Below are 26,400 nucleotides of genomic sequence, written 5' to 3' on the forward strand. Positions count from 1 at the left end.
GGTGACCTGACATGAACCCCAAGGAAAACTATTTGCATGAGTTCTTCAGGATCTTCTTCGCCAATAAGCAGTGGGTGAAGCGCATCTTCCTGATTTTCGCCGTGATCGCCCTGGTGCTGCCGTTGATGCTCAAGCAGAGCTTCGATATCACCGCCCAGGTCATCGTCCAGTCGAAGAAACTCTCCCAGGGCGACGCCACCACGTCGCTGAACCAGGAAAACGCCACCTTCATCCCGCCGTCCCTGGCGGACATGGAAACCGAGAGCAATATCCTGCGCTCGCCGGCGTTGATCCGGCAGACCATCAGCACCCTGCGCGACCAGGGCGAATACACCCCAAGCCCAGGCATTCTCAACAAGTGGGTGAGCGAACCGCTCAAGCGTTACATCACCCAGCCCCTGCGCGAGTACGTCATCAACCCGCTGCGCGACGGCTTGGGGCTAGAGGTCGATCCGGTGCGCGACACCGTGCTCGATACGCTGACCGACGAGGCCATCGAAAACCTGAAGATCGAGACCCTGCCCGGCTCCAACGTCATCTCCATCGTCTACAGTTTCGGCGACCCGGCCCAGGGCACCCGGTTCGTGGCCCAACTGCTGCAGAACTACCTCACCAGCCGCCAGGACCTGCAATCGATCGAACTGCCGCAGACCTTCTACGAGCAGAAAAAAGCCCAATACCAGACCCGTCTCGACGGCCTGGAAGGCACCCGGCTGGGGCTGCTGGAAAACATCGGCTCGTCCGACCCCAAGGAAGAAATCACTTTCCGCCTGAACGCCATCAACACCGAAGAACAGGCCCTGAACCTGTACCAGGATCGCCTCCTACAAAGCCAACGCTGGCTCGATTACCTCAAGACCAGTCTGGCGGCGGCGAACAGCTCGCGGTTCAACGACTACACCTTCCCGTTCACCTTCACCACCACCGTGGACAACATTGCCTTCGAAGACCGGGAAATCAGGCAACTGGGCGAGCAACTGACCAGCCAGGTCAGCCGCTACATGAATGACCTGGCGATCTTCCAGCCCGGCAGCGAACCGATGCTGCTGGCCCGGGAACAGATCGTCCGCACGCGCCAGCAGTTCCTGAAGGTGGTGAACAACCGGATCCAGGAACGCACCACCGACCTGGCCGTCGTCAGCTCGGTGATCAACCAGAAAGTCCAGCGCATCGCCACGTTCAAGGATCGCATCCATCAATTGCAGGAAACCCAGAGCAAGCTGCGGCAGATGGACACCGAGATCAACGCCCTGCACGCGGCGTTCTCCACTTATGCCCAGCGGTTCGCCGAAGCCAGCACCGCGCGTTCGCTGGACAACGACCTGTCCAACGCCCGGGTCCTGAGCCCGCCGTTCGAGCCCACCGCCGCGGCCTTCCCCAAGCCGATGCTGATCATTGTCTTCGGCATGTTCAGTGGCCTGTTGCTGGCGATTGCCCTGGTCTATGTGCGTGAGTTCTTCGACCATCGCTTCAAGCACCCAGCGCAAATCACCCAGCAACTGGATGTACCGGTGCTGTTGGTGATCAACGAACAGTCCCCCGACCAGGTCAACCCGCACCGCAACTGGAGCCTGCCCAGCCTTGTCCATTGGGTGCGAAATTGAACGCGCCGTTCGGCCCGAGCCACCACAGCAGTCCCCTGTCGATCATTCATCTGCTCGACAGCGGCGGCTTCTATGGGGCCGAGCGGATGCTGCTCGATCATTGCCTGGCGACGCCCGGGCAGCACCAAGTGCTGTTCCTGGCGGCGCCACCGACCTTGATCACGCGCTTTCGCCAGGCCGGGGTCGATTGCCGTCATTGCGCCAGTTGGGCCGAGCTGTTGCAGCACCTGCGCCAGCGCCGGGACGAGCGGCCGCTGATCAACACCCACAACTTCAAGGGGCTGTTGTTCGGCTGGTCCGCCGCCACGCTGCTGGGCTTGCCATTGGTGATTACCCAGCATGGCTTCACCCCACGCAGCCCCAAGCAGCGTTTCTATACCTGGCTGAGCCTGCAACTGTGCCGCACCGCCTCGGTCAAGCGGGTCGTCTGCGTGGCCGAGAGCATCGCCACGCTGCATCGCCGGGCCAGCGTGCGGGCGGAAAAACTCGACGTCATCCCCAATGGCCTGCCAGCGGCCAGCACGCCGTTGGCGCACCGCGCTGACAAGCAACGCTGGCGGGTCGGCTACGTCGGCCGCTTGAGCAGCGAGAAAGGTCCGGACTTGTTCCTCGACGCCATGATCCCACTGTGCCAGAAGCATGCATCGCTGCACGCGGTGATGCTCGGCGACGGCCCGGAACGCCAGGCGCTGCTCAAGCGCATCAACGATGCCGGGCTGCCCACGCGCATCGAATTGCCGGGCTACCAGACCGATATGAACGCGTGGTGGAGTCGCCTCGACGCCCTGGTGATCAGCTCACGCACCGAAGGCACCCCGATGATTCTGCTCGAAGCCATGCAGGCCGGCGTGCCGGTGGTGGCGTTCGGCGTCGGCGGCATCCCGGACGTATTGCAGGACCGTCATAACGGCCTGCTCGCGGCACCGGCCGACAGCGCGGAACTGGCGGCGCAGATCGAAACGCTGTTCAGCGAACCGCCCCTGGCGCGGATCCTGGCCGACAACGCACGCCGCACCCAACGGGACCGCTACGACCTGCGCACGCTGGCCGAACGCTGGTCGCAGCTTTACATCCGCACGGCACGGGAGGCTCGCCCATGATTGTCCCACTCTCGATCGTCAGCCTGCTGGGCCTGGTCTGCCTGGCGTTGCTGGCCAGCCCCTATCCGTTCCTGGCACCGGGCGCGGTGCTCGGCCTGGTTGGCGTCGCCGCGCTGTACCGTAAACCCGGCTGGGGTTTGCTGGGCATTGCCGCATTGGTGCCGTTCGAAGGCCTGTTCAAGGACAACGCCTTTTCCGGCAGCAAGTTCTTTGGCCTGGCGCTGATCATGATCCTGATGTTGCAACTGGCGGTGCACCAGATTCCCGGGACACGCTTGCGCAGCAATATCTGGCGGCCGCTGATCGGCTTCATGGTGCTCTACGGCCTGAGCCTGCTGTTGTCGGAAAACATGGGCCTGTCCACGACCCATTTTCGCGAACTGGCGGTTGGGCTGATTCTGTTCGTGATCACTTTGCTGATCGGTCGTGAATTGAACCTGGACATGTTCTGTCGCCTGGTGACCTTGAGCGTCACCACCACCTGCGTGCTGGCGATGTTCTCGGCCAAGTACCAGGACCAGGGCCGCGCCTCCGGCCTGCTGGAAGACCCGAACTCCTTCGCCCTGCTGATCGCCTTCACCGTGCCGCTGGCGTTGCTGCTGGTAGTGCGTGGCCCGAGCTTGCTGCACCGGTTGTTCTGGGGCGGCTGTTTCATCCTGCTGCTGGGCGGCATGACCAAGACTGAATCGCGCTCGGGGCTGGTGGTGTTGATGCTCAGCCTGATAATCGGGCTGTATCACTACCGCGCGCAGCTGCCGCGTATCCGCCCGCGGCACCTGGGCTTCGCCATGCTCGGGCTGGCGATCATCATTCCCTTGGCAATCGCGGTGATGCCGGCCGGCTACGTGGCACGCATCCAGTCGTTGAGCATCCTCAGTGCCGGCGCCAACGCCCACCAGGACGAATCCCTGGGCCGCCGCGCCTCGTACATCCTGGTCGGCAGCCAGATGATCCGCGAGAACCCGATACTCGGCTCAGGCCCCGGCACCTTTCCCCTGCACTACGCCCCCACCGGCTACGCCAAGGCGTTCTCGGCCAACCGCAAGCTGGGGGACCTGTACCGCCGGGCCCATAACACCTACCTGGAAATCTTCAGCGAAATCGGCATCCCGGGCGGGCTGATGTTCGTCGGCATGATCGGCCTTGGCCTGTATAACCTGCTGCGCGCGCGCCAGCTCTGGCTGCAACGCCGGGACTGGGTGCAGGCGGACCTGCTCACGCACCTGGGCATGAGTTTCCTCTCGCTGGCGTTGTTCCTGATGTTCCTCAGCGCGCCGAACCATAAGTTGCTGTGGATCATGCTCGCCCTCACCAGTGTGTTGCGCTACGACGCCGAGCAGGCCGCGCCACAGGAGGCTCGTCCATGAGCTGCGTCAGCATTGTGATCCCGATGTACAACGAGGCCCGGCACATCGGCCGTACGCTGCAAGCGGCGCAGCAAGCTGCCCGCCTGGCAGGCCTGGCCTGTGAATTGATCGTGGTGGACAACGGCTCCGACGACCACGGCCCGCGCATCGCCAACGAGTTGGGGGCACGGGTGTTGATCGTGCCTGGCGTGCACATCGGCGCCCTGCGCAACCGCGGTGCGGCCGCCGCCCACGGTGACTGGCTGGCGTTCATCGACGCCGACATCGAAATGCCGGCCGACTGGCTCAAGCTGTTGCTGGAACTCGAAGGCCACCAGGGCGACGTACTCGGCCTGGACCTCGACACGCCCCGGCAGGCGCCGTGGTTCGCCGAAGCCTGGCAGCGCCGCAGCCAGCGCCCGGGTTCACGTCTCCTGCATCGGGTGCAGTGGCTGCCCAGTGCCAACCTGTTGATGCGTCGCAGCTGGTTCGAGCGGGTCGGTGGCTTCGACGAAACCCTGCGCACCGGCGAAGACAAGGACTTCTCCTTGCGCCTGCGCCAGGCCGACGCGCAATTGCTGCTGGTCAACGAAAGCGTTGCCCTGCACTGGGGCTACGAAGGCAGTTGGCGCGAGTGGATGCGCAAGGAACTGTGGCGCCAGGGCAGTCATCTGCAATTGCTCCGCAACCATGGCCCGAGCCTGCGCCTGCTGCGTTTTCCGGCGCTGTCCATTGGCGCCTGGGGCTTGGACCTGCTGGCCGTACTGGCGTTGCTCCAGGGGCAATTGCACCTGGCGCTGACGTTGTTGCTGGTCACCGCCCTGCCGCCCTTGTTCCTGAGCCTGCGCCAGAGCCGACGCGACCCGCGCCTGACCTTGCAATTGTGGGCCTTGCACTGGGTGCGCCTGCACCTGACCGGCGCCGCCCTGCTGCTCAACCTGTGTCATTGGAATGCCAGGAGACCTGCCCGTGGCTGAATTCATTTACTGGTCGTGCCTGTTGCTGCCGGTGTACGCCTACCTCGGTTACCCCTTGATGCTGAGCCTGCTGGCGCCGCTGTTTCCGGTCCGGCGCTACGGCAAAGCGTTGCCGATGGACGTGAGCATCGTCATTGCCGCCCACAACGAGGCGCGGCACATCGAGGAGAAGTTGCGCACCTTGCTGGCCCAGGATTATCGGGCCCATTCATTGCGAATCATCCTCGCCAGCGACGGCTCCACCGACGACACGGTGGCCTGCGCACGCAAGGTGGTCGACCCACGCATCACCGTGCTCGACCTGCCGCGCCAGGGCAAGGCCGCCGCGCTCAATACCGGCGTCGCCCACAGCAGCGGCGAAATCCTGGTGTTTACCGACGCCGATAACCAATGGGCCGGCGATACCCTCGGCCATCTGCTGGCGCCCTTGGGCGACCCGGAAGTCGGCGCCTGTGCCGGGCACATGGAAATCCCGGTGCCGGGCAAGGGCCTGAGCCTGGGCGACAGCTTGTATCGCCACTACGAAGGCTGGTTGCGTCGGGTGGAGAGTCGCACCGGTTGCATGGTTTCGGCCGACGGCGCGCTGCTGGCCCTGCGTCGGGCGCTGTTCCAACCGATACCGGCCCAGGTCAACGATGACTTTTTCCTCAGCACCTGCGCGCCAGTCGCCGGCAAGTCCATCGTCTATGCCCCCCTGGCCCGGGTGACCGACCAGGGCGTGGACGAAGCCGACAAACAATTTCGCCGTCGCCAACGAGTCACCGTCGGCGGGTTGCAGAGCCTGGCTCAGCGCCGGGAACTGCTCAACCCATTGCGTCATGGGCTCTACGCCATCGGCTTGATCAGCCACAAGTTGATCCGCCGCCTGGCGCCGGTGTTGCTGCTGCCGCTCTTGATGAGCAATGCCTGGCTATGGAACGACCATCCGTTCTATCGCCTGAGCCTGATCGCGCAATTGCTCGGTTACGCCATGGCGCTGATTGGCTTGATGGACGCGCACCATCGCTTGCCCCGGCCCTTTCGCCTGGCCGCATTCGTGCTGGTGACGTTGGCGGGCATGAGCATTGGGCTCTGGCAGTTCCTGCGGGGCCAGCGCTACAGCCAGTGGAACCCCGAGCAAAACCGCTAAGGAGGACGGCCCATGTCAATCAAACAAGTCTTCAAGCGCACCGGCGGCTGGCTGTACCTGAACACGCCCCTGGGCCGCCATCCCCTGCGTGGCGCCGGGGTGATCCTGATGCTTCATCGGGTGCTGAATAACGACCGCGCCGCCGAATTGCCCCACCGTAACGAGCTGTGCGTGGGGCCAGAGGCGTTTGAACATTTGTTGATCTGGCTGCTACAGCATTTCGAGTGCGTGCCGCTGATGACCTTGTTGCTGGCCGACCCTGAAAGCGTTCCCAACCGCCCGCGGGTGGCCCTGACCTTCGACGACGGTTGGCGCGACAACGCCATGAATGCTTTTCCGTTGCTGCGCCAATACCAGGTGCCGGCAAGTATTTTCCTCTCCACCGATTTCATTGGCAGCCGCCAGCACTTCTGGTGGGAAAGCATCGGCGAAACCCTTTGGGGCAGCCATGGCCAGGTGGCACGGCGTGCGTTGATCGAGCACTTGCAGCATGTCGGCCGGCCGCTGCCGGTGCTGCTCGATGACATCGACGACGAGCGCCGCAGCCTGGCGCTGCTGCACTACCTGCAAAGCCTCAAGACGCTCGATCCACTCATTCTGAGCGAGCTCACCGACGCCTGCCCCCAGGGTTCCCAACCCCAGGCCCTGGACTGGCCCCAGGTGCGCATGCTCGAAGATTCCGGGCTGATCCGCTTCGGTCCCCATGGTGCCAGCCACGCGATCCTGACCGGGCTGGATGACCAGCGCCTGCATGAAGAGCTGACGCGCAGTTGGATCGCCCTGGAAAACGGTTGCGCGCAACCCTTGCCGGTGTATTGCTACCCCAACGGCGACCACGATGCCCGGGTGCGCCAACAGGTGGCGGCCCACGGCTTTGCCTTCGCCCTCGGCACCGAGGCGGGGCTGTATCGCAACGACGGCGACCCGCTGAACCTGCCGCGCTTCGGCGTCAGCCAATGCAACGCCCAGCACCCTGAATTACTGGCCTGGCGCATTCGCCGAGGGGCACGCCCATGAGCCGCGCACATTACCTCAAGCACTTGGCGCTGAGCATGGGCACACGCCTGGCGATGATCGGCCTGCGCCTGCTGCGCAATGTGCTGCTGGCACGGATTCTCGGGCCCAGCGAACGTGGGCTGTTCGCCTTGCTCAGCACCCTGCCCGACCTGATCAGCGCCGCCACCAGCGGTGGTTTGAATAGCGCCGTGGGTTATCAGGCGGCGCAGCAGCGCTCGATGGGTCTGTTGCTCAGCCAGGTGCTGGTCTTCGGTTGCCTGTTGGCCGGTTTGCTGACCTTACTGGTGGTGGCGCTGGTGCGTGAGTTCGGCGGCGAGCTGGACATCACCACGCAATTGGGATTGCTCGCCTGGCTGCTGTTACTGGCCGTGCCGTTGACCGTACTCAAGAGCGGTCTGCTGACCATGCACAATGCTTGCGGCGGCGTGGGCGCCTTCAATGCCTTGCGCCTGATGGAATCCCTGGCGCCCCTGCTGCTGTTTGTTGCGCTGTTCTGGATGTGGAAAGACGCCGCCTTGGAAGCGGCACTGATCAGTTGGCTGGCCGGCTTGAGCCTGGTGGTGCTGGCCGGTTGGGTGTGGTTGCGCCGCGATCATGTGGTCACCCTGCGCTGGGATCGCACCGGACAGAACGAATTGTTGCGCTACGGCGCCCGCAGCCACCCGGACCTGCTGTTCCAGCAAGTGCTGCTGCGCTCGGACTTCCTGTTCATCGGCGCCCTGCTGGGCAGCACGGCCCTGGGTCACTACGCCATGGCCAGCGCCGCCGCCGAACTGCTGCTGATCGTGCCGGAGGCTGTCACCACGCCGCTGATGAAACGCCTGCTGCAACAGGACCGCGACATGCAGCGCCTGACGCCCCTGGCCCTGCGCCTGACCGCCACGGTGATGCTCGGCGCCTGCCTGAGCATGGCGCTGATCGGCCAATGGTTGATCGTCACCTTGTTTGGCGCTGTCTACCAGCCGGCTTATCCCGCCTTGCTGGCGCTGCTGCCGGGGCTGTTCGGGCTGTGCTATGCGAGCATCCTGCGCCTGGATCTGCTGGGCAAGAACCGCCCCGGCACGGTTTCGCTGTTGATGGGCGTGGGCGCCGTGCTGAACCTGGCGCTGAACCTGATCCTGATTCCCCGCTATGGCATCGTCGGAGCCGCCGCCGCGTCTTCAATCGCCTACCTGGGCGTGACCGTAGCGCTGCTGGCCATGTACTGCCGCCTCAGCGGCGTGGCGCTGTGGCAGACCCTGATCATCCTGCCCAGCGACTTGCTGCCGATGCGCCAGATGCTGCTGGGGAAATCAGCATGAGCCTGGTTGCCTGCCAAACCGCCATCGCGAGCAAGCTCGCTCCCACAGGGGGCGATGATGCCCTTGTGAAAGCGCCGAGTCGGCTTGCATCGATGTTGAATCGGCCAACGTCTTCGCGAGCAGGCTCGCTCCCACAGGGGCATGGTGCCGAACACACTATCTGGGACCGCCACAAATCAACTGTGGGAGCGAGCTTGCTCGCGATGGGGCCGGTGCAGCGTTGGTGGAAAATGGCTGCTGGCCTGTGCCTCTGGTGCCTGGCCTTTTTTGCCCAGGGCGCGGCGATGCAATGGACCGGTATCCGCGACGGCAGCCTGTACCTGCAGACCGACCGCCCGGATGACGTGACCGTGCGCTGGGTGCCGGCCTGGCAGGCCAACGCCAATTCAGAGCACCTGTACCTGCTCGACGGCCAGGGGCGACTGGTGGGTAAGCGCTTGATCAAAGCCGCCCAGGAACGTGGCGAGCAGCAGTGGCCTTTGCTGCCGGGGGCCGCCAGCTATCGGCTGGAAATTCCCGGCTACAGTTTCCGCCGCTACAGCATCGAGCACGATGCCCGTACCCGGGCGATGTTCGCCCCGGCCAAGGTGCACTTCAGCGCCGAGACCCACGACGGCGACGAGTTGTATTTCAAGGTCGCCCCCGGTGAACAAGCCGTGCTGGCGGGCAAGTTCCATGGCGGTGTGCGCAGCCTGCAAGCACGGCGCGTCGCCGATGGCAAACAGGTGCAGTTGAACCTCAAGCCGTACCCGGCCTATTGGCAATTCGATCAGATCACCCTGCCCGTTGCCGACGTTGAGCAAACCTGGCGCTTGCAACTGCAGGGCAACGGCAAGGCGGCGTTCTGGCTGGACGGCACGGCGAACCTGTTCGCCCAGGCCCCTGAGCACCTGCAACCGCTGCGCCAGGACCCGGGGCAGGCGCACCTGAAACTCTATGGCGATGTCCTCGGAACGACCCCGAAACTGGGCATTTCCCTGCCCTACGTCATGCCCCCGCCCTCTGCCTACCCGGTCATCGATGCCCTCAAGCCCCAGGCTGCCAGCTATTACAGCCTGGTCGACATCACCGCAGACAGGCCGGACTATGAAAATCGGTTCCGACGCCTGTACCAGGACCGCTTCGGCATCACCCGGGACATCACCCTGCTGGCTGGCAGCCAGCGCAAGGCCGACCTGCGGGCCGACCGCGTCAGCAACAGCGGCTTGCAGGCCTGGCTCGAGTCGACCCGCGCCTTGGGTGGCAAAGGTCTCCATTACCTCAGTTTCGCCGACGAGCCGAACCTCAACTACCCGGATTTCGCCAGCTTCCAGCAGGTGTTCCAGAGCATGGCTGGCCAAGTCCGTGCCAACCCCGACAACGCCCGCGCCGGGGTGCGCATTGCCATACCGGCCAGCTCGCGGTTCACCAACGGTCCCCTGGCGGAAAACGCCGCGGACAAGCGCGGCATCGACTGGGCGCGACGCTTGCTGGCCGAATCCAGCGGCCAGATCGACGCCCTGGCCTGGCATGAATGGATGATCCGCGACCTGCTGGCGACCCGGGTCTATCGCAACAGCGTGCGTCGTGCCGCCAGCCTGGTGGGCCTGGACAGCAACGGTCGGCCGCGCAAGGCCTTGCTGCTGGACCAGACCAACATGTCCAGCGGCTCGAGCCTGAGCCCCTACGACCAGGAAACCCATTACGCCGCCCTGTGGTGGACGTCCGTGGTGATCAACGCTTCGGCGGACGGCCTGCTGGACATGCTCAACTGGTTCCAGTCCGCCGACGAACCGGAGTACCCAAAGGGCATGGTTCGTGTGCTGACTAACCAGCGTTTCGAACTCAAGCCCGTGGGCCTGGCCCAGCAGTTCATCCAACAACATTGGCTCGACCAAGTGCTACGCCTGGATAACGACGCCTTCGAAGTCGACGTGCTGGCCATGGCCACCGAGGCCAGGCGCAGCCTGCTGGGCGTGAACAAAAGTACGCGCCCGCAACAGATCAGCCTGGACGGCGCGCCCTGCCCCCAGGCCAAAGCCGAGCTGATGTATTTCGGCCCCGACAACCATAGCCGCAGCGCGCCGTTCAATTGCGAGACCGGACAGATCCGCTTTCTCCTGCCAGGAGAAACCCTGTTTGCCCTGAGCTGGACCGCACCCTCTTCCCCCCAAACCGCCACCCGTCAGGAGGCACCATGAACGTTCTGCAGAAATTGCGTGATCGCATCCAGAAAAAAGGCCCGCGCGCTGTCCTCAAACAGCTGTTCAGGCGCTACGTGTTTCTCCACTCGCAACTGGTGTGGTTGGAACACGATGTGCGCACTCCACTCCCCCCGCATAACCTCAAGGCCTACCCGCCAATGCGCCTGGAGTTCATCACGGTCAACAATGCCGACGCTTTTGCCCGGTATTTCGGCGACCGCGTCGAAACCATGCACGAGCTGGCCGCCGAAGGCTACACAGGCTTGATGTTCCTGGACGATCAAGGCGACACCGTAGGGTTCGCCTGGGGCAGTACAGGAGACTATTTCGACCGCCATTTCTATCGCTGCAATTTCCCGATCAACCCCGGCGAGTACTTTCAGTTCGGTGGCGAAATGATCCGCGCCTACTGGGGCTCCGGGATGTCGGCGGACATGCAGCAGGAAATGTGGAAAGTCATGGCGACCAAAGGGTGCGACACCATGGTCGATGTCTGCGACTTGCAAAACATCCCAGCGATCAAGATGCACATACGCATGGGCTTCCAGGAACGCGGCAAGATCACCCATGTGTATCGGCTGTTCGGTCGCTGGCGTTTTTTCCGCGACACGTTTTACAACGGCTCGGCATTGGACGCCTTTCGTAAACCGGCTCGGCCGGTTGCATCGACTGCGGCAGCCTGATGTCCATGCCGATCCGGTTCCAATGGTGTCGCTCCCTGGGCGCCGAGGATTTTCCCATAGCAGCTTATGAACAGCTGCGCACCCAAGTGCCCGACGCTACGCCCTTCAACACCCTGGCCTGGCTGCAAGCGGCGGAATTCGCCCTGCTGCCAGACCAGCAGTTGCACGTGTTGCTGGGTTGGCAAGACCAGGCGCTGTGCCTGTGCCTGCCGTTGGTGTCAGGGCGTGAGCGTATCGGCGGGCTGCGGTTCCGGGTGTTGCATCACTTGGGTTATCCCTTGGCCGACCGTATCGCCTTGCTGGTGCGCCTGGACGCCGAGGGCATGGGGCAGGCGCTGATGCAGATCCGTCAGCACTTGCCCCACGCCCTGCTGCAATTGAATGAGGTGGTCGAGCCGGTCGGTGAAGAAAGCGTCCTCAGTGCCTGGATGGCGCTGAGTTCCACCGGGGAGCGCCGCCTGAGTTGCCGGGTGCCGGTGCATTTGATCAGCGACAACGACCATCAGGAAATTTCTGGCGACCCACGCTACAAGTTGCGCCGGGCACGCAAGCGGATCGCTGCCTGCGGTGCCGAGATTCGCCGAGTGAAACCGGACGCCATCAGCATGGGCCAACTGTTGCGGACCCTCGCCGATGTCGAGGCGGCCAGTTGGAAAGGCGAGGAAGGCGTCGGCATCTTCGCCGACCCCAGGCGTCGGCAATGGATGAACCACGCCTTCACCGCCCTCGCCGCCCAGGGCCTGGTACGGGTGGTGATGCTGGAGCTGAATGGAGAATGCATCAGCTATCGCCTCGGCCTGCTGGACCAGGGGCGGCTGTACGACTACAACCTGGCGTTCCTGCCGCAGCATGCCGACCTGGGCAGCGGCCGGGTGTTGCTCGAAGAGTGGATTCGCTGGGGGCTGGACGAAAACTGGCGCTGGATCGATGCATCACGGGTCAGCCTGGAGAACTCCAGCCATCAGTTACACGAACGCATGACCGGCCAACTGGAACACTGGCGCTGGAGTTTTTATTCATGGCAGCCCGGTGGCTTGCTCCTGGGATGTGCCTTGCGGCTATGGAAAAGCCTGAAGCCGTGGTTGGGCAAACGCCGGCCCAAACCGACCGCGACGACGGCATCGTCTCCCCCTAAAAACCAGGAGAAAACAGATGCCGCGTCAAGTGATCGTCAACGCTGACGACTTCGGGCTCAACTTCAGTGAGAACGCGCTGATCCTGCTGGCCTTCGAGACCGGCGTGATCAGTTCGGCCACGGCCATGGCCAACATGCCGGGCTTCGACCAGGCCTGTGAACTGGCCCGGCATCCCTTGCTTGAAGGGCGCATCGGTCTGCATTTCAACCTCAGCTATGGGTCGCCGCTGAGTCAACCGATCCGGTCACGGCAGTTGTTCTGCGATACCAGTGGTGAGTTCGACCTCAACCTGTCGCGTTACTGCCTGCGTCTCGGATCCCCGGATCTGGCGGCAGTGCAAGAAGAACTCCGGACGCAGTGGCAACACTGCCTGGACCGAGGCCTGCGCCCCAGTCACTTGGATTCGCACCAGCACGTGCACAACATCTGGCCCATCGGTGAGGTAGTGGCGCGCTTCGCCGCGCAGCAAGGCGTGCCCATGCGCCTGGCGCGCAACCTTGGGGCGAACCTGAGCATGCCCAAACGCATCTTCAAGACGTTGCTCAACCACCGCCTGCGCCGACTCTGCGGAGCGACTGCCGACTACGTCTGCACGCCGGCCGATCTGAATCATGCGGCCCCACCGGACCATGGCTCGTTGGAAGTCATTGTTCACCCGCAGCTTCTGGACGGCGACTTTGGTGATGCCAGCCTGGCATCTGGCAGCTCACTGACCCAGGTGCTGCACAGTCGCCTGGCGGGGGTGCCGAAGGTCGGATATGGCAAGAATGGGCGCAGGTTCGTGTTGGTTGAGCCGGGGGATGTGCACTGATCGCAGAAAGTTTGCCCGCGGGCTTTCGGCAGAAAACAACCTGCTCGAAAGCCCCGAACACAACGAAAGCAACTTCATGTCGTTTCGACAAAGGAGATGGATGAGCACCTGACTAATAGATAGCGCAAATGCTAATGTCATCAACGTAGAGTTCGCCATCGTCACTTACAAAAAAGCCGGCAATTGAGAGATAGTCTTTAGTTTTCAGTACAAAACCACCCGTGTAGGTCTCCCAAGAGGATCGCATCGCGGAGAACTTGATAACTGGACGAACATTATTGGTGATTTGCAAGCTATCGAGCTCGCTACCGCCCTTCAGACGGGCTCGAACACTTACTAAATAGCTCGCCCCAATGTTGAACTCAGGGAGATCAGCGATTGGTAAATGTAGCTCCTGCATGGGATTAGATCCTGCGCGCATACAGCAGAAATAGTCAGTTTCGAGCGTCGAATTTTCATGCAAAATCCAGCCATTCATGTCTTTATCAGCAAAAGGGGTGAAATGGATAAGTCCACGCTCATCTAGGTTGGTGCCGTTGGGTGATTGGTTAATAGCCATGGTGGTGCTTCCAATTGTCGTTGATGGACACCCAACTTAATGCCAGGGCATGGACACGGCTACTGTCAGACCTTACAGGTAGAGGGCACGTGCGGATGAGCGGTCGCCAGAAAAAATCAGAATTGCTCGCGATGACGTCGGCACATCCAACATCATTGCAACTGAACCACCGCTTTCGCGAGCAGGCTCGCTCCCACATGGGACTGCGGGTGTTCACAGCATCTGCACACAACACAAAAACCTGTGGGAGCGGGCTCGCGATGAGGTCGGCACAGCCAACATCACTGAAAACTGAACCACCGCTTTCGCTAGCAAGCCCGCTCCCACAGGGGAAACGCGGTCTCCATCAAGAACCAGGTCGGCTATCAGGCCGCCTCGGTTTTGTTTTTGATCTGGGGCGCCCCGTCAACCATGTGTCCGGTCCATACATGCTCTTCAAAAGTGACCCGCTGTAAGAGCGGAACCGCCAGAGGCCGTTACCGCAGAAACGGATATACACCCAAAACCCAAAACCCAAGCCAAAAAAAAACGACGCTCCCCATTTCTGAAAGAAGCGCCGTTTTTTCTAACTGAACAGCATCACAACCAGGTTTGAAAAAGCATCAAGCAATTAGAAACGCTTGATCTCCGCCTGGCTCTCCAACTGCTTGCGATACGCCGCAAAGTCCTGCTGACCAATACGGGACGCGAGGTAGCGGCGATACTCCGCCTTCTCTTCCTCAGTCGGTGCCGCCGCTTCGTTCACGCCATTCAAACGCACGATCATCAAGCTGCCATCAGGCAAGGTCACGCTGGTGAACGTCGGCTTGTCCTTGGACTCAGGCTTGGGCATGCGGAACAGTGCTTGCAACACCGCCGGGTCAATGCCTTCCTGGTTGCGGGTTACCGCCTGGGTGGCTTTCCAGCCTTGACCGTCGACCGGTTTGTCCAATGCAGTCTTGCCGTCGCGCAGGCTGGCGATCAGCTCGTCGGCCCGGGTCTTGGCTGCCGCGCTGGCGTGTTCCTTGGTCAACTGAGCACGAATCGGTCCCGCCACGCTTTCCAGCGGCAGTTGCTCAGGCTTGCGATGCTCCTTGGCACGCAGCACCACGACGGTTTCCGGGTCCAGCTCGATGGCGGTGCTGTTGGCACCCTCATCCAGCACTTCCGGACTGAACGCGGCAGTAACCACGGCACGATTGGCCGCAATCCCTTCGCCGCCTTCACGACCGAACGGCGCCGAGGTGTGGACGGTCAGCTTCAGGTCCTGGGCGGGTTGCGCCAGGTCGGACGCTTCGAACGAGGCATCCTCCAATTGCTTGGTCGCCTCCACGAAACGCTGCTCCACCTGCTGAGTCTTCAGCTCGCGGGTCAGCTTGTCCTTGAGACTGGCGAAGGTCGGCACTTCAGGCGCTTCGACACCCAGCAGCTTGATCAGGTGCAGACCGAAATCGGTGCGTACCGGCGCCGAGACCTGGTCCTTGTTCAAGGCGTACAAGGCCTTTTCAAACTCCGGATCGTAGACGCCAGGACCGGCATAACCCAGATCGCCGCCGTTGTTAGCCGAACCCGGGTCCTGGGAAAACTCCTTCGCCAACGCTTCAAACGATTCGCCTTTGGCCAAGCGAGCCTGGATCTCTTCGATCTTCGCCTTGGCCTGGGCTTCGGTCACCTTGTCGTTCACTTCGATCAGGATGTGCGCAGCCCGACGCTGTTCGGAAAGGTTGGCGATTTCTTTCTGATAGGCCGCCTGCAAGTCTTCGTCCTTGACGCTGACCTGATCGAAGAAAGAGGCTTTCTTCAACTCGAGGTAATCGATGACCACTTGGTCAGGCGTCATGAATTCCTTGGCGTGTTGGTCGTAGTAAGCCTTGACCTCATCATCCGTCAGCTTGACGGACGCTGGGTCGGCCTTGATGTTCAAGGTGGCGAAATCACGCGTCTGTTTTTCCAGACGTGCAAATGCCAGCACTTGGGCATCGGTGACAAAACCACTGCCTGCCAGGCCGGCGCGCAGCTGACCGATCAGCATTTCCTGAGCCAGCATCTGGCGGAACTGCATACGGCTGTAACCCAGCTGGCGGATCACCTGATCGAAACGCTCGGGGCTGAATTTGCCATCGACCTGAAACTCAGGCGTCTGCAGGATCACTTGATCGAGCGCAGCTTCGGAGAAAGCGAATTTCGCATCGTGCGCGCCTTGCAGCAACAGCTTGCGGTCGATCAGGCCCTTGAGCGCTGAATCACGCAGCATTTTTTCGTCCAGCAGGGAGGCGTCGAAATCCTTGCCCAGCTGTTGCATGAGCTGACGGCGTTGCATGTCGACCGCCTGGCTCAGCTCGTTCTGGCTGATGTTTTCGCCGTTTACCTTGGCCGCGTCGTTGCTATTGGTAGTGGCTTTGAAAATGGCATCGAAACCGGTCAACGCCATCAATGCGACGATGACCCCGATGATGGTCTTGGCAATCCAGCCTTGTGAATTGTCCCTGATATTCTGCAGCATGCGTCCCCCAGAAACGGTTGAACTTCAAATTTAGGCAACCGTGGAGCGTGGGTAGAATCCGGATAGAAGAAAGGCGCATCCGAGGATGCGCCTTCTCGTAACTGGCGGAGCGGACCGGGCTCTGACCTGCAAGCCCTGGTGTGCCAGACCGGTTGAAACCGGCCATATTACCGCTCCGCTGCCAAGCCAGGCATGACCCCGACCCGGATAAACTCAACGAAACCTTAGTTAACGGCTTCTTTCAGTGCTTTACCAGCTTTGAAGCCTGGCTTTTTGGCAGCAGCGATTTCCAGCGTCTTACCGGTCTGCGGGTTGCGACCGATACGAGCAGGACGATCGGTCACGGAGAAGGTGCCGAAACCAACCAGAACAACGGAGTCGCCAGCCTTCAGAGCGCCAGTGACGGATTCGATTACAGCGTCCAGCGCACGGCCAGCAGCAGCTTTCGGGATATCAGCGGATGCAGCGATAGCATCAATCAGTTCCGACTTGTTCACTCTAAGTCCCCTTATATCTATTTGAGATGATTCTAAGTTTTTTTGGTGAAAGCAAAAACGAGTGCTGAATGGCCTGCAGACACTTAAGAGCCGCTTTATAACAAGGGCTCTAAAAAACTGTCAAGGAAGCCCCCCAGACAAATGCGTATTAATGCGTGCTAATTCTTTCCTTAGAGTCAGACTCTCGCTTTTCTTCCTTCGCGACAATCTCCGGAGCCACATCCGGCAAGGGCTCCGGCGCGTATTGCAGCGCAATTTGCAGGACCTCGTCAATCCATTTAACGGGTTTGATCTGAAGATCTTGCTTGATGTTGTCAGGAATTTCCTTCAGGTCGCGGACATTCTCTTCGGGAATGATCACGATCTTGATCCCGCCCCGGTGTGCCGCCAGCAGTTTTTCCTTCAGGCCGCCAATCGCCAGGACCTGGCCGCGCAGCGTGATTTCACCCGTCATGGCGACGTCGGCGCGCACTGGAATACCAGTCAATGCCGAGACCAGGGCCGTGCACATGCCTACACCGGCGCTTGGGCCGTCCTTGGGCGTAGCCCCTTCAGGCATGTGGATATGCGTGTCGCGCTTCTCATGGAAGTCCAGGGGAATGCCCAGGCTCCGGGCACGACTGCGAACCACCGTCAGCGCCGCGGTGATCGATTCGACCATCACGTCACCCAGGGAACCGGTCTTGATCAGTTGACCCTTGCCCGGGACCACGGCCGCTTCGATGGTCAGCAATTCACCGCCGACCTGAGTCCATGCCAGGCCTGTCACCTGGCCGATCTGGTCCTGCTGCTCGGCCAGGCCGTAGCGGAACTTGCGCACACCCAGGAAGTGCTCCAGCAGGTCCGCAGTGACCTTGACCGCGAAGCGTTTTTCCAGCGCATGTTCCTTGACCGCCTTGCGGCAGACCTTGGCAATCTGCCGTTCCAGGCCACGCACACCGGCTTCGCGGGTGTAGTAGCGGATGATGTCGCGAATCGCTTCCTCGTCGAATTCCAGCTCGCCTTTTTTCAGGCCGTTGGCCTGGATCTGCTTGGGCGAAAGGTACTTCACGGCGATGTTGATCTTCTCGTCCTCGGTGTAGCCCGGCAGACGAATCACCTCCATCCGGTCCAGCAATGCTGGCGGAATGTTCATGGAGTTGGAGGTGCAGAGGAACATCACGTCCGACAGGTCGTAATCGACCTCCAGGTAGTGATCGTTGAAGTTGTGATTCTGCTCAGGATCGAGGACTTCGAGCAACGCAGAGGCTGGATCGCCACGCATGTCGCTACCCATCTTGTCGATTTCGTCCAAAAGGAACAGCGGATTGCGCACGCCGACCTTTGTCATCTTTTGAATCAATCTTCCTGGCATCGAACCGATATAGGTCCGGCGATGACCCCGAATTTCCGCCTCGTCACGCACGCCGCCCAGGGCCATGCGTACGAATTTGCGGTTGGTGGCGTGGGCAATCGACTCCGCAAGGGAGGTTTTACCGACCCCGGGAGGGCCGACCAGGCACAGGACCGGGCCACGAATCTTCTTCACGCGTTTCTGCACGGCGAGGTATTCAAGGATGCGTTCCTTGACCTCATCCAGGCCGTAATGGTCAGCGTCGAGGATGTCTTCGGCACGCGCCAGGTCCAGACGCACCTTGCTCTGGGCTTTCCACGGCACCTGGACCAACCAGTCGATGTAGGAGCGCACCACGGTGGCCTCGGCAGACATCGGCGACATTTGCTTGAGCTTGTTCAGTTCGGCCTGAGCCTTGGCCAGTGCATCCTTGGGCAAGCCGGCGGCATCGATGCGCTTTTTCAGCTCTTCGATTTCGTTATGGCCTTCGTCGCCATCGCCCAGCTCTTTCTGAATGGCCTTCATCTGCTCATTCAGGTAGTACTCGCGCTGGCTGCGCTCCATCTGCTTCTTGACGCGACCACGAATGCGCTTCTCGACCTGCAACAGATCGATTTCGCCGTCGAGCAGTGCCAGCACGTGTTCGACACGGGCCGACAAATCAATGATCTCGAGAATTTCCTGCTTCTGCTCGATCTTGAGGGCCATGTGGGCCGCCATCGTATCGACCAGCCGCCCAGGTTCATCGATGCTGTTAAGCGACGACAGGACCTCTGCAGGCACCTTCTTGCCCAACTGCACGTATTGTTCGAACTGCGACAGCAGGCTGCGGACAAATACCTCTGACTCACGCTCGGGCGCATCGACCTCTTCGATCAGCGACACCTCGGCCCGGCAATGGCCGTCCACTTCGCTGAAACGCTCGATAGCACCGCGTTGCTCGCCTTCGACCAGGACCTTGACGGTGCCGTCGGGCAGCTTGAGCAATTGCAGAACCGTTGCAATCGTACCTACGCGATACAGTGCGTCTTCGCCGGGATCATCATCGGCTGGGTTTCTCTGAGCCAGCAGAAGAATCTGCTTGTCACCCGCCATCGCAGCCTCAAGGGCTTCGATGGACTTCTCGCGCCCCACGAACAGCGGGATAACCATGTGCGGATACACCACGACATCGCGCAATGGCAGGAGAGGCAATTCGATGGTTGTCTTCATGATTTCGCCTCTACGGCGGCCCTCGGGCCGGAAACAGATGGAAGTAAGCTTGAAACCAAGATGGGGGCAGCCTTGAAAAAAAACAAGCGCTAAGACACGTCTAAAACGCGCTAAAAGCAAAGGGGCCCGAAGGCCCCTTCTTTGTTCCGGCAGCGGGACGCTTAAGCGTCCGGTGCGGCCTTGGCAGCCGGCTCACTGTTTTCATAGATGTACAGTGGCTTGGACTTGCCTTCTATAACGCTTTCATCGATCACGACTTTACTCACCTCGGACTGCGAGGGGATCTCATACATCGTGTCGAGCAATACGCCTTCGAGAATCGAGCGCAATCCACGGGCACCGGTCTTACGCTCCAGGGCACGTTTTGCGACCGATTTCAGCGCGTCGGAACGGAATTCCAGGTCTACACCTTCCATTTCGAACAGCTTGGCATACTGCTTGGTCAGGGCGTTTTTCGGCTCGGTCAGGATCTGCATCAACGCCGCTTCATCCAACTCGTCCAGCGTCGCCAGGACCGGCAGGCGACCGACGAATTCCGGGATCAGACCGAACTTGACCAAATCGTCAGGCTCGACCTCACGCAGCGATTCACCGACTTTCTTGCCTTCTTCCTTGCTGCGCACTTCGGCGTTGAAACCAATGCCGCCACGGGTGGAACGGTTTTGAATAACCTTCTCCAGACCGGAGAACGCACCACCGCAGATGAACAGGATGTTACGGGTGTCGACTTGCAGGAATTCCTGCTGCGGATGCTTGCGACCACCTTGGGGTGGAACGGAAGCAACCGTGCCTTCGATCAACTTGAGCAAGGCCTGCTGCACGCCCTCACCGGAAACATCCCGGGTAATGGACGGGTTGTCGGACTTGCGGGAAATCTTGTCGATTTCGTCGATGTAGACGATGCCCATCTGGGCTTTTTCCACATCGTAATCACACTTCTGCAACAACTTCTGAATGATATTCTCGACATCTTCACCTACGTAACCCGCCTCGGTAAGGGTGGTTGCGTCGGCGATGGTGAACGGAACGTTCAGCAAACGAGCCAAGGTTTCGGCAAGCAGGGTCTTACCCGAGCCTGTCGGGCCGATCAGCAGGATGTTGCTCTTGCCGAGTTCGACCTCGTCATTCTTTTTGTCACGCTGGTTCAGGCGCTTGTAGTGGTTGTACACCGCTACGGCCAGTACCTTTTTCGCACGTTCCTGACCAATCACATACTGATCAAGGATGCCGCTGATTTCTTTAGGCGAAGGCAATTTATGCGCGCTGCTTTCGGCCTGGGCTTCCTGCACCTCCTCGCGGATGATGTCATTGCACAGGTCGACGCACTCGTCGCAAATGAAGACCGAGGGGCCGGCAATCAATTTGCGTACTTCATGCTGGCTTTTGCCACAGAAGGAGCAATAAAGCAGTTTGCCGTTGTCCTCGCCGTTGCGGGTGTCAGTCATTCGATCGATCCAAATCCGATAGGCTTGCAACACAAGATGAAGGCAATTGCGGGCTTTTTCAAGCCCGCAGGCGGCCGGTCATCCCAACCACCTGCATTTTGAGCGGCTTAGGCAGGCATTTGACGCTTGTTGATCACGGAGTCGATCAGGCCGTATTCGGCCGCACGCTCTGCGCTCATGAAATTGTCACGCTCGGTGTCACGCTCAATGGTTTCGAGGCTTTGCCCGGTGTGATGGGCCAGCAGCGAGTTCAGGCGCGAGCGAATATGGAGGATTTCCTTGGCATGGATGTCGATATCCGACGCCTGGCCCTGGAAGCCGCCCAATGGCTGGTGAATCATCATCCGCGAGTTAGGCAGGCAGTGACGCTTGCCCGCTGCGCCGCCGGCGAGCAGGAAAGCGCCCATGCTGCAGGCCTGGCCGATGCAGATGGTGGAAACGTCAGGCTTGATGAACTGCATGGTGTCGTAGATCGACATGCCCGCAGTCACCGAACCGCCAGGTGAGTTGATGTACAGATGGATATCCTTGTCCGGGTTTTCCGCTTCAAGGAACAACAGCTGCGCCGCGACCAGGTTGGCCATGTAGTCTTCAACGGGGCCGATCAGGAAGATGACGCGTTCCTTGAGCAGACGCGAGTAGATGTCATAGGCACGTTCGCCGCGGGCGGACTGCTCGATAACCATCGGGACCAGGCCGCCTGCGGCCTGGATGTCAGAGCTCTGCTGATAAAAAGAATTGCGGGACATGTCTCGCAGTCACTCCCAAATAGTTATGTCTTGAATACGCATAAGCCAGCGCGAAGGCTGGCTTATGGGTGTTTATTTCTTACCGCAGAACCATCAATCGGCTTGTGGAGCTTCCACCGGCTTGACCGCTTCTTCGTAAGAGACCGCTTTATCGGTCACGCTAGCTTTCTGCAGAACAGTATCCACAACTTGTTCTTCCAGCACAACCGAACGGACTTCGTTCAGTTGCTGGTCGTTCTTGTAGTACCAGGACACGACTTGCTCAGGCTCTTGATAAGCCGAGGCCATTTCCTGGATCAGCTCGCGAACGCGGGCTTCGTCAGGCTTGAGCTCGAATTGCTTGACCACTTCGGCGACGATCAGGCCCAGCACGACGCGGCGCTTGGCTTGCTCTTCGAACAGTTCGGCAGGCAGTTGGTCCGGCTTGATGTTACCGCCGAACTGCTGAACGGCCTGCACGCGCAGACGGTTCACTTCGTTGTCCAGCAGGGCCTTTGGCACTTCGATCGGGTTGGAGGCCAGCAGACCGTCCATGACCTGGTTCTTGACCTTGGACTTGATGGCTTGGCGCAGCTCACGCTCCATGTTCTTGCGAACTTCGGTGCGGAAACCTTCCAGACCGGTTTCCTTGATACCGAACTGGGCGAAGAACTCTTCGTTCAGCTCAGGCAGTTTCGGCTCGGAAACAGTGTTGACGGTCACGGTGAACTCGGCGGCTTTGCCAGCCAGGTCCAGGTTCTGGTAGTCCTCAGGGAAGGTCACGTTCAGAACGCGCTCTTCACCGGCCTTGGCGCCAACCAGGCCGTCTTCGAAACCAGGAATCATGCGACCGGAGCCCAGCACCAGCTGGGTAGCCTTGGCGGAACCGCCCGCGAACACTTCACCGTCGACCTTGCCGACGAAATCGATGTTCAGTTGATCTTCGTTCTGGGCAGCACGCTCAGTCACTTCGAAACGGGTGTTCTGCTTGCGCAGGATGTCCAGCATCTTGTCCAGGTCGGCATCCGACACGTCAGCGCTCAGGCGCTCGACGGCGATGGATTCGAAACCGGCGACCGTGAACTCAGGGAACACTTCGAAGGTGGCGACGAATTCCAGGTCCTTGCCTTTTTCCAGCACTTTAGGCTCGACGGACGGAGCGCCGGCCGGGTTCAGCTTCTGCTCGACGACCGCTTCGTAGAACGAAGACTGGATCACGTCGCCCACGGCTTCCTGACGCGCATCAGCTTCGTAACGCTGACGGATCACGCTCATTGGCACTTTGCCTGGGCGGAAACCTGGGATTTTGGCCTTTTGGGCAGTCTGCTGCAGACGCTTGTTGACCTGAGTCTCGATGCGCTCAGCCGGCACGGTAATGCTCATGCGGCGCTCAAGAGCAGAAGTATTTTCAACAGAAACTTGCATGGATATTCCTCGTTGCACAGACGTTGGCCGGGCGTTTCCGACCCCAGAATCAAGGGCATGCATTCTAGTAGGTCAAACTCAAGAAGTCACCCTACTGAAAACGCGCTGGAAACAAGCGCCGGATTAAGGACGGGACAAACGGTCATGCCCCACCCGGATTGCAAATACAGTCGATTCAGCCCAAGGCTCTGCGCCAACGCTTCTATATATAGAAGCGGCTTGCCCGATCCCGCGACGCCGCCCCCCCCCCACAAGGGGACCGACGGACATGTCGCGCATCATCACGAAACACATTCGCGACGAACCGACCGCTGCGCGCAGCTCCAAAAAACCATACCGACGCCAAACACAAAACCACTGAAAACAAAAACGGCGCAGCCCTTTTCAGGTACTGCGCCGTTTTCTGCTATTTAAATAGCGACTTGTATGGTGCGGACGGAGAGACTCGAACTCTCACACCTTGCGGCGCTGGAACCTAAATCCAGTGTGTCTACCAATTCCACCACATCCGCGTATCAAGCTTTTAAAGCAAAGGCGCCAGACTGTTAAATCTGGCGCCTCTCTAGAATATGGGGTGGACGATGGGGATCGAACCCACGACAACGGGAGTCACAATCCCGTGCTCTACCAACTGAGCTACGCCCACCATATTGCCTTGTTGCCTTACTTGTGCCAAAGCTGCCTAATTGGCGCACCCGGCAGGACTCGAACCTGCGACCATCCGCTTAGAAGGCGGATGCTCTATCCAGCTGAGCTACGGGCGCCTTTTTAATCTGTATTCTTGGACGATTACAAACTAAGTGCTTTCAGTTTCGCCGAGTTGAAACAACCAACTCTGCTCCACCTTCTTAACCAGTGCTAGGCTGTGCCCGACAAGTGCGACGAATGTTATAGACGGCCTGATAGGTCGTCAACTCTTTTTTAAAAAAAATTCATTTAATTAAAGGGGTTAGGGGAATTTGCAGACCAAGCGCCTTTGCCCTCACGCCCCGGCATGCGAGAATGCGTTCTCTTTTTTTCCCCTCTCGATGGTTAACCACGCGCAATGACTGCACAACTTATCGACGGCAAATCGATCGCCGCCAGCCTGCGCCAGCAGATCGCCCAACGAGTCACCGAGCGCCGCCAGCAAGGCTTGCGCACGCCCGGCCTTGCGGTGATCCTGGTCGGCAGCGATCCTGCCTCTCAGGTTTATGTCTCGCACAAGCGTAAAGACTGTGAAGAGGTCGGCTTCCTTTCCCAGGCCTACGACCTGCCTTCCGAAACCACCCAGCAAGCGTTGGCCGATCTGATCGATCGCCTGAACGATGACCCCAACATCGACGGCGTTCTGCTCCAGCTGCCACTGCCTGAGCACCTCGACGCCTCCAAGCTGTTGGAGCGTATCCGCCCGGACAAAGACGTCGATGGCTTCCATCCTTATAACGTCGGCCGCCTGGCCCAGCGCATCCCGTTGCTTCGTCCCTGCACCCCAAAAGGCATCATGACGCTGCTGGAAAGCACCGGCGTGGACCTGTATGGCCTCGACGCCGTAGTGGTGGGTGCGTCCAACATCGTTGGCCGCCCGATGGCCATGGAGCTGCTGCTGGCCGGCTGCACCGTGACCGTGACCCATCGTTTCACCAAGGACCTGGCCGGCCATGTCGGCCGCGCGGACCTGGTGGTGGTGGCCGCCGGCAAACCCGGCCTGGTAAAGGGCGAATGGATCAAGGAAGGCGCCATCGTCATCGACGTGGGCATCAATCGCCAGGATGACGGCAAGCTGGTGGGCGATGTGGTCTACGAGACCGCCCTGCCCCGCGCTGGCTGGATCACGCCGGTGCCCGGCGGCGTAGGCCCGATGACCCGCGCCTGCTTGCTGGAAAACACGTTGTACGCCGCCGAGACGCTGCACAGCTGATACGCGTCAACAAAAACCCTGTGGGAGCAAGCTTGCTTGCGATAGCGATGGACCAGCCAACATCCCGTTGACTGACACACCGCTATCGCAAGCAAGCTCGCTCCCACAGGCGCTTTTGACGACCGGATTTTAGCCGCCAAATTACAAATTTTTCAGATTCGATTCGACAGAATCCCCCTTCATTAAACTTTATTTATTCACAGGCCTTGGTGGCACAGGCATATAGCGCTGCTGTCACCCATACTCCTAGAATGCGACGTTTTTTTAAAAGTCGTTGCTCAACGGCACCTTCAACTCTATCGAGCCTACTCGCGTGAAAATCCGTCTTTCGATCATCAGCCTATTCATCGCTTTCACAGGCAGCTTTATCACGCAAAATGTCGCTGCACAGGAAACCATCGCGGCCCCCCGGGATACGGCCAAGTTGCAAGTCGCCTCGGGCAGCGCGATGTTGCTGGATCTGCAGACGGATAAAGTGGTCTATTCGAGCAACCCGGACGTGGTGGTACCTATCGCGTCGGTGACCAAGTTGATGACCGGCCTGATCGTGCTGGATGCCAAACAGAACCTGGATGAGTACATCTCCATCACGATCGCCAACACCCCAGAGATGAAAGGTGTGTTTTCCCGGGTCAAGCTCAACAGCGAGCTGTCGCGCCGGGATGTGCTGCTGATCGCCCTGATGTCTTCGGAAAACCGCGCTGCCGCCAGCCTCGCCCACCATTATCCAGGTGGCTATGCGGCGTTCATTGCCGCCATGAACGCCAAGGCGAAGGCGCTGGGCATGACCAGTACTCATTACGTCGAACCCACGGGCCTGTCGATCCACAACGTCTCGACCGCCCGGGACCTGACCAAGCTGCTGATCGCCGCCCGCAAGTACCCATTGCTGAGCGAACTGAGCACCACCAAGGAAAAGACCGTTACCTTCCGCAAGCCTGTGTATAGCCTGGGCTTTCGCAACACTGACCACTTGGTCCACAAGGCCAACTGGGATATCCAGTTGACCAAGACCGGTTTCACCAACGAGGCCGGCCACTGCCTGGTGCTGGTGACGAAGATGGGCAATCGCCCGATGGCACTGGTGATCCTCGATGCATTCGGCAAGTTCACGCACTTCGCCGATGCCAGTCGGATTCGTAGCTGGGTCGAGACCGGGAAAAGCGCCGACGTGCCTTCAGTGGCCCTGCAATACAAAGCTGCCAAGAATCTCAAGAGCCGCCAGAGTGGTGTGGTGGAAGCTTCCCAATAATCCGCGGCACACAGAAAAGCCCCGGCTCGTCGTAATGCTGTTCACTTAGAAAAAGCGGCGCTTCTTTCAGAAATGGGAAGCGCCGTTTTTTTGTTTTATTGTTTTGGTGTGTATATCCGTTATTTAGGTAACGACTGCTTATGGTTCCGCTCTTACAGCGGGTCACTTTTGAGCGCAAAAGTAACCAAAACGCTACATGCCCCACCACTCGGTGCCTCGCCTAGGCTCGGCATGCCTGAACGAAGGCATTGCTCCGTGGGCCGCCGCGAAGGGCCATCCA

The 26,400-nt window shown here is 60.2% G+C and carries 20 protein-coding genes and 4 tRNA genes; 13 read left to right on the top strand and 11 right to left on the bottom strand.

Annotation, left to right across the window (positions count from 1 at the left end; translation table 11 throughout):
• Positions 1-11 precede the first annotated feature (11 nt).
• From LQ215_RS09940 to LQ215_RS09990, 11 genes are all read left to right on the top strand, one after another.
• On the top strand, positions 12-1,604 hold the full coding sequence (locus LQ215_RS09940) for a GumC family protein (protein ID WP_230149329.1): 1,593 nt from the start codon (positions 12-14) through the stop codon (positions 1,602-1,604).
• A complete protein-coding gene (locus LQ215_RS09945) occupies positions 1,601-2,704 on the top strand; it encodes a glycosyltransferase family 4 protein (protein WP_230149331.1) in 1,104 nt (367 codons plus the stop codon). The genes LQ215_RS09940 and LQ215_RS09945 overlap by 4 nt, the downstream gene beginning before the upstream one ends.
• Positions 2,701-4,071 carry an O-antigen ligase family protein gene (locus LQ215_RS09950; RefSeq protein ID WP_230149333.1) on the top strand — a complete coding sequence of 457 codons (1,371 nt, stop codon included), beginning with the start codon at positions 2,701-2,703 and terminating at the stop codon, positions 4,069-4,071. The genes LQ215_RS09945 and LQ215_RS09950 overlap by 4 nt, the downstream gene beginning before the upstream one ends.
• Entirely contained in the window at positions 4,068-5,027 is a 960-nt protein-coding gene (locus LQ215_RS09955; RefSeq protein WP_230149335.1) for a glycosyltransferase, read from the top strand. The genes LQ215_RS09950 and LQ215_RS09955 overlap by 4 nt, the downstream gene beginning before the upstream one ends.
• Positions 5,020-6,156 (top strand): glycosyltransferase family 2 protein, encoded by a 1,137-nt coding sequence (locus LQ215_RS09960; protein ID WP_230149337.1) that lies wholly within the window; start codon positions 5,020-5,022, stop codon positions 6,154-6,156. The genes LQ215_RS09955 and LQ215_RS09960 overlap by 8 nt, the downstream gene beginning before the upstream one ends.
• Before the next feature lie 12 nt (positions 6,157-6,168).
• Positions 6,169-7,173, top strand: coding sequence for a polysaccharide deacetylase family protein (locus LQ215_RS09965; RefSeq protein ID WP_230149339.1), 1,005 nt, complete (start codon positions 6,169-6,171; stop codon positions 7,171-7,173).
• Positions 7,170-8,474 (top strand): lipopolysaccharide biosynthesis protein, encoded by a 1,305-nt coding sequence (locus tag LQ215_RS09970; protein WP_230149341.1) that lies wholly within the window; start codon positions 7,170-7,172, stop codon positions 8,472-8,474. The genes LQ215_RS09965 and LQ215_RS09970 overlap by 4 nt, the downstream gene beginning before the upstream one ends.
• Positions 8,475-8,704: 230 nt before the next feature.
• Positions 8,705-10,654, top strand: coding sequence for a hypothetical protein (locus LQ215_RS09975; RefSeq protein ID WP_230149440.1), 1,950 nt, complete (start codon positions 8,705-8,707; stop codon positions 10,652-10,654).
• The gene (locus LQ215_RS09980) at positions 10,651-11,340 is read left to right on the top strand and encodes a GNAT family N-acetyltransferase (RefSeq protein ID WP_230149343.1); all 690 of its coding nucleotides are present in this window, start codon (positions 10,651-10,653) and stop codon (positions 11,338-11,340) included. The genes LQ215_RS09975 and LQ215_RS09980 overlap by 4 nt, the downstream gene beginning before the upstream one ends.
• 5 nt (positions 11,341-11,345) lie before the next feature.
• Entirely contained in the window at positions 11,346-12,521 is a 1,176-nt protein-coding gene (locus tag LQ215_RS09985) for a GNAT family N-acetyltransferase (RefSeq protein WP_230149442.1), read from the top strand.
• Positions 12,493-13,287: a ChbG/HpnK family deacetylase gene (locus LQ215_RS09990; RefSeq protein ID WP_230149345.1), complete on the top strand. Its 795-nt coding sequence runs from the start codon at positions 12,493-12,495 to the stop codon at positions 13,285-13,287. Before LQ215_RS09985 ends, LQ215_RS09990 begins: the two co-directional genes overlap by 29 nt.
• A 112-nt stretch (positions 13,288-13,399) precedes the next feature.
• Here the strand turns inward: LQ215_RS09990 and LQ215_RS09995 are convergent, their stop codons facing one another.
• From LQ215_RS09995 to LQ215_RS10045, 11 genes are all read right to left on the bottom strand, one after another.
• Complete coding sequence (locus LQ215_RS09995; protein ID WP_230149347.1) at positions 13,400-13,846, bottom strand: hypothetical protein; 447 nt, start codon at positions 13,844-13,846, stop codon at positions 13,400-13,402.
• A gap of 610 nt (positions 13,847-14,456) precedes the next feature.
• A complete protein-coding gene (locus tag LQ215_RS10000) occupies positions 14,457-16,328 on the bottom strand; it encodes a SurA N-terminal domain-containing protein (RefSeq protein WP_230149348.1) in 1,872 nt (623 codons plus the stop codon).
• A gap of 102 nt (positions 16,329-16,430) precedes the next feature.
• Positions 16,431-16,505 (bottom strand) — tRNA-OTHER (locus tag LQ215_RS10005).
• A gap of 47 nt (positions 16,506-16,552) precedes the next feature.
• Entirely contained in the window at positions 16,553-16,825 is a 273-nt protein-coding gene (locus LQ215_RS10010; protein WP_002552737.1) for an HU family DNA-binding protein, read from the bottom strand.
• A 148-nt stretch (positions 16,826-16,973) separates the two neighbouring features.
• On the bottom strand, positions 16,974-19,370 hold the full coding sequence (lon, locus tag LQ215_RS10015) for an endopeptidase La (protein WP_230149350.1): 2,397 nt from the start codon (positions 19,368-19,370) through the stop codon (positions 16,974-16,976).
• A gap of 161 nt (positions 19,371-19,531) precedes the next feature.
• Positions 19,532-20,815, bottom strand: a complete 1,284-nt coding sequence (gene clpX / locus LQ215_RS10020) for an ATP-dependent Clp protease ATP-binding subunit ClpX (protein WP_024778305.1) — start codon at positions 20,813-20,815, stop codon at positions 19,532-19,534.
• Between the two features lie 107 nt (positions 20,816-20,922).
• The gene (gene clpP, locus LQ215_RS10025) at positions 20,923-21,564 is read right to left on the bottom strand and encodes an ATP-dependent Clp endopeptidase proteolytic subunit ClpP (protein WP_003183177.1); all 642 of its coding nucleotides are present in this window, start codon (positions 21,562-21,564) and stop codon (positions 20,923-20,925) included.
• A 93-nt stretch (positions 21,565-21,657) separates the two neighbouring features.
• On the bottom strand, positions 21,658-22,968 hold the full coding sequence (gene tig, locus LQ215_RS10030) for a trigger factor (RefSeq protein ID WP_003199860.1): 1,311 nt from the start codon (positions 22,966-22,968) through the stop codon (positions 21,658-21,660).
• Positions 22,969-23,395: 427 nt separating this feature from the next.
• Positions 23,396-23,480, bottom strand: a tRNA-Leu gene (locus LQ215_RS10035).
• A gap of 58 nt (positions 23,481-23,538) precedes the next feature.
• Positions 23,539-23,614: transfer RNA gene (locus tag LQ215_RS10040), tRNA-His, on the bottom strand.
• Positions 23,615-23,655: 41 nt separating this feature from the next.
• Positions 23,656-23,732 (bottom strand) — tRNA-Arg (locus tag LQ215_RS10045).
• Positions 23,733-24,013: 281 nt separating this feature from the next.
• On the opposite strand from LQ215_RS10045, the gene folD reads away from it, so the two are divergent.
• Both folD and pbpG read left to right on the top strand, forming a co-directional pair.
• Positions 24,014-24,868, top strand: a complete 855-nt coding sequence (gene folD, locus LQ215_RS10050) for a bifunctional methylenetetrahydrofolate dehydrogenase/methenyltetrahydrofolate cyclohydrolase FolD (protein ID WP_039589132.1) — start codon at positions 24,014-24,016, stop codon at positions 24,866-24,868.
• A gap of 313 nt (positions 24,869-25,181) precedes the next feature.
• On the top strand, positions 25,182-26,120 hold the full coding sequence (pbpG, locus tag LQ215_RS10055) for a D-alanyl-D-alanine endopeptidase (RefSeq protein ID WP_230149352.1): 939 nt from the start codon (positions 25,182-25,184) through the stop codon (positions 26,118-26,120).
• Positions 26,121-26,400: the final 280 nt, after the last annotated feature.

It is taken from the genome of Pseudomonas brassicacearum, assembly GCF_918698105.1.
Taxonomy (GTDB): domain Bacteria; phylum Pseudomonadota; class Gammaproteobacteria; order Pseudomonadales; family Pseudomonadaceae; genus Aquipseudomonas; species Aquipseudomonas brassicacearum_F.

What these genes read in the sequence shown, in the direction of transcription:
- LQ215_RS09940 (WP_230149329.1), top strand. Translation starts at nt 12, where the DNA reads ATGAACCCCAAGGAAAACTATTTGCATGAGTTCTTCAGGATCTTCTTC.
- LQ215_RS09950 (WP_230149333.1), top strand. Translation starts at nt 2,701, where the DNA reads ATGATTGTCCCACTCTCGATCGTCAGCCTGCTGGGCCTGGTCTGCCTG.
- LQ215_RS09955 (WP_230149335.1), top strand. Translation starts at nt 4,068, where the DNA reads ATGAGCTGCGTCAGCATTGTGATCCCGATGTACAACGAGGCCCGGCAC.
- LQ215_RS09965 (WP_230149339.1), top strand. Translation starts at nt 6,169, where the DNA reads ATGTCAATCAAACAAGTCTTCAAGCGCACCGGCGGCTGGCTGTACCTG.
- LQ215_RS09970 (WP_230149341.1), top strand. Translation starts at nt 7,170, where the DNA reads ATGAGCCGCGCACATTACCTCAAGCACTTGGCGCTGAGCATGGGCACA.
- LQ215_RS09975 (WP_230149440.1), top strand. Translation starts at nt 8,705, where the DNA reads ATGGCTGCTGGCCTGTGCCTCTGGTGCCTGGCCTTTTTTGCCCAGGGC.
- LQ215_RS09980 (WP_230149343.1), top strand. Translation starts at nt 10,651, where the DNA reads ATGAACGTTCTGCAGAAATTGCGTGATCGCATCCAGAAAAAAGGCCCG.
- LQ215_RS09985 (WP_230149442.1), top strand. Translation starts at nt 11,346, where the DNA reads ATGCCGATCCGGTTCCAATGGTGTCGCTCCCTGGGCGCCGAGGATTTT.
- LQ215_RS09990 (WP_230149345.1), top strand. Translation starts at nt 12,493, where the DNA reads ATGCCGCGTCAAGTGATCGTCAACGCTGACGACTTCGGGCTCAACTTC.
- LQ215_RS09995 (WP_230149347.1), bottom strand. Translation starts at nt 13,846, where the DNA reads ATGGCTATTAACCAATCACCCAACGGCACCAACCTAGATGAGCGTGGA.
- LQ215_RS10000 (WP_230149348.1), bottom strand. Translation starts at nt 16,328, where the DNA reads ATGCTGCAGAATATCAGGGACAATTCACAAGGCTGGATTGCCAAGACC.
- lon (WP_230149350.1), bottom strand. Translation starts at nt 19,370, where the DNA reads ATGAAGACAACCATCGAATTGCCTCTCCTGCCATTGCGCGATGTCGTG.
- clpX (WP_024778305.1), bottom strand. Translation starts at nt 20,815, where the DNA reads ATGACTGACACCCGCAACGGCGAGGACAACGGCAAACTGCTTTATTGC.
- clpP (WP_003183177.1), bottom strand. Translation starts at nt 21,564, where the DNA reads ATGTCCCGCAATTCTTTTTATCAGCAGAGCTCTGACATCCAGGCCGCA.
- tig (WP_003199860.1), bottom strand. Translation starts at nt 22,968, where the DNA reads ATGCAAGTTTCTGTTGAAAATACTTCTGCTCTTGAGCGCCGCATGAGC.
- folD (WP_039589132.1), top strand. Translation starts at nt 24,014, where the DNA reads ATGACTGCACAACTTATCGACGGCAAATCGATCGCCGCCAGCCTGCGC.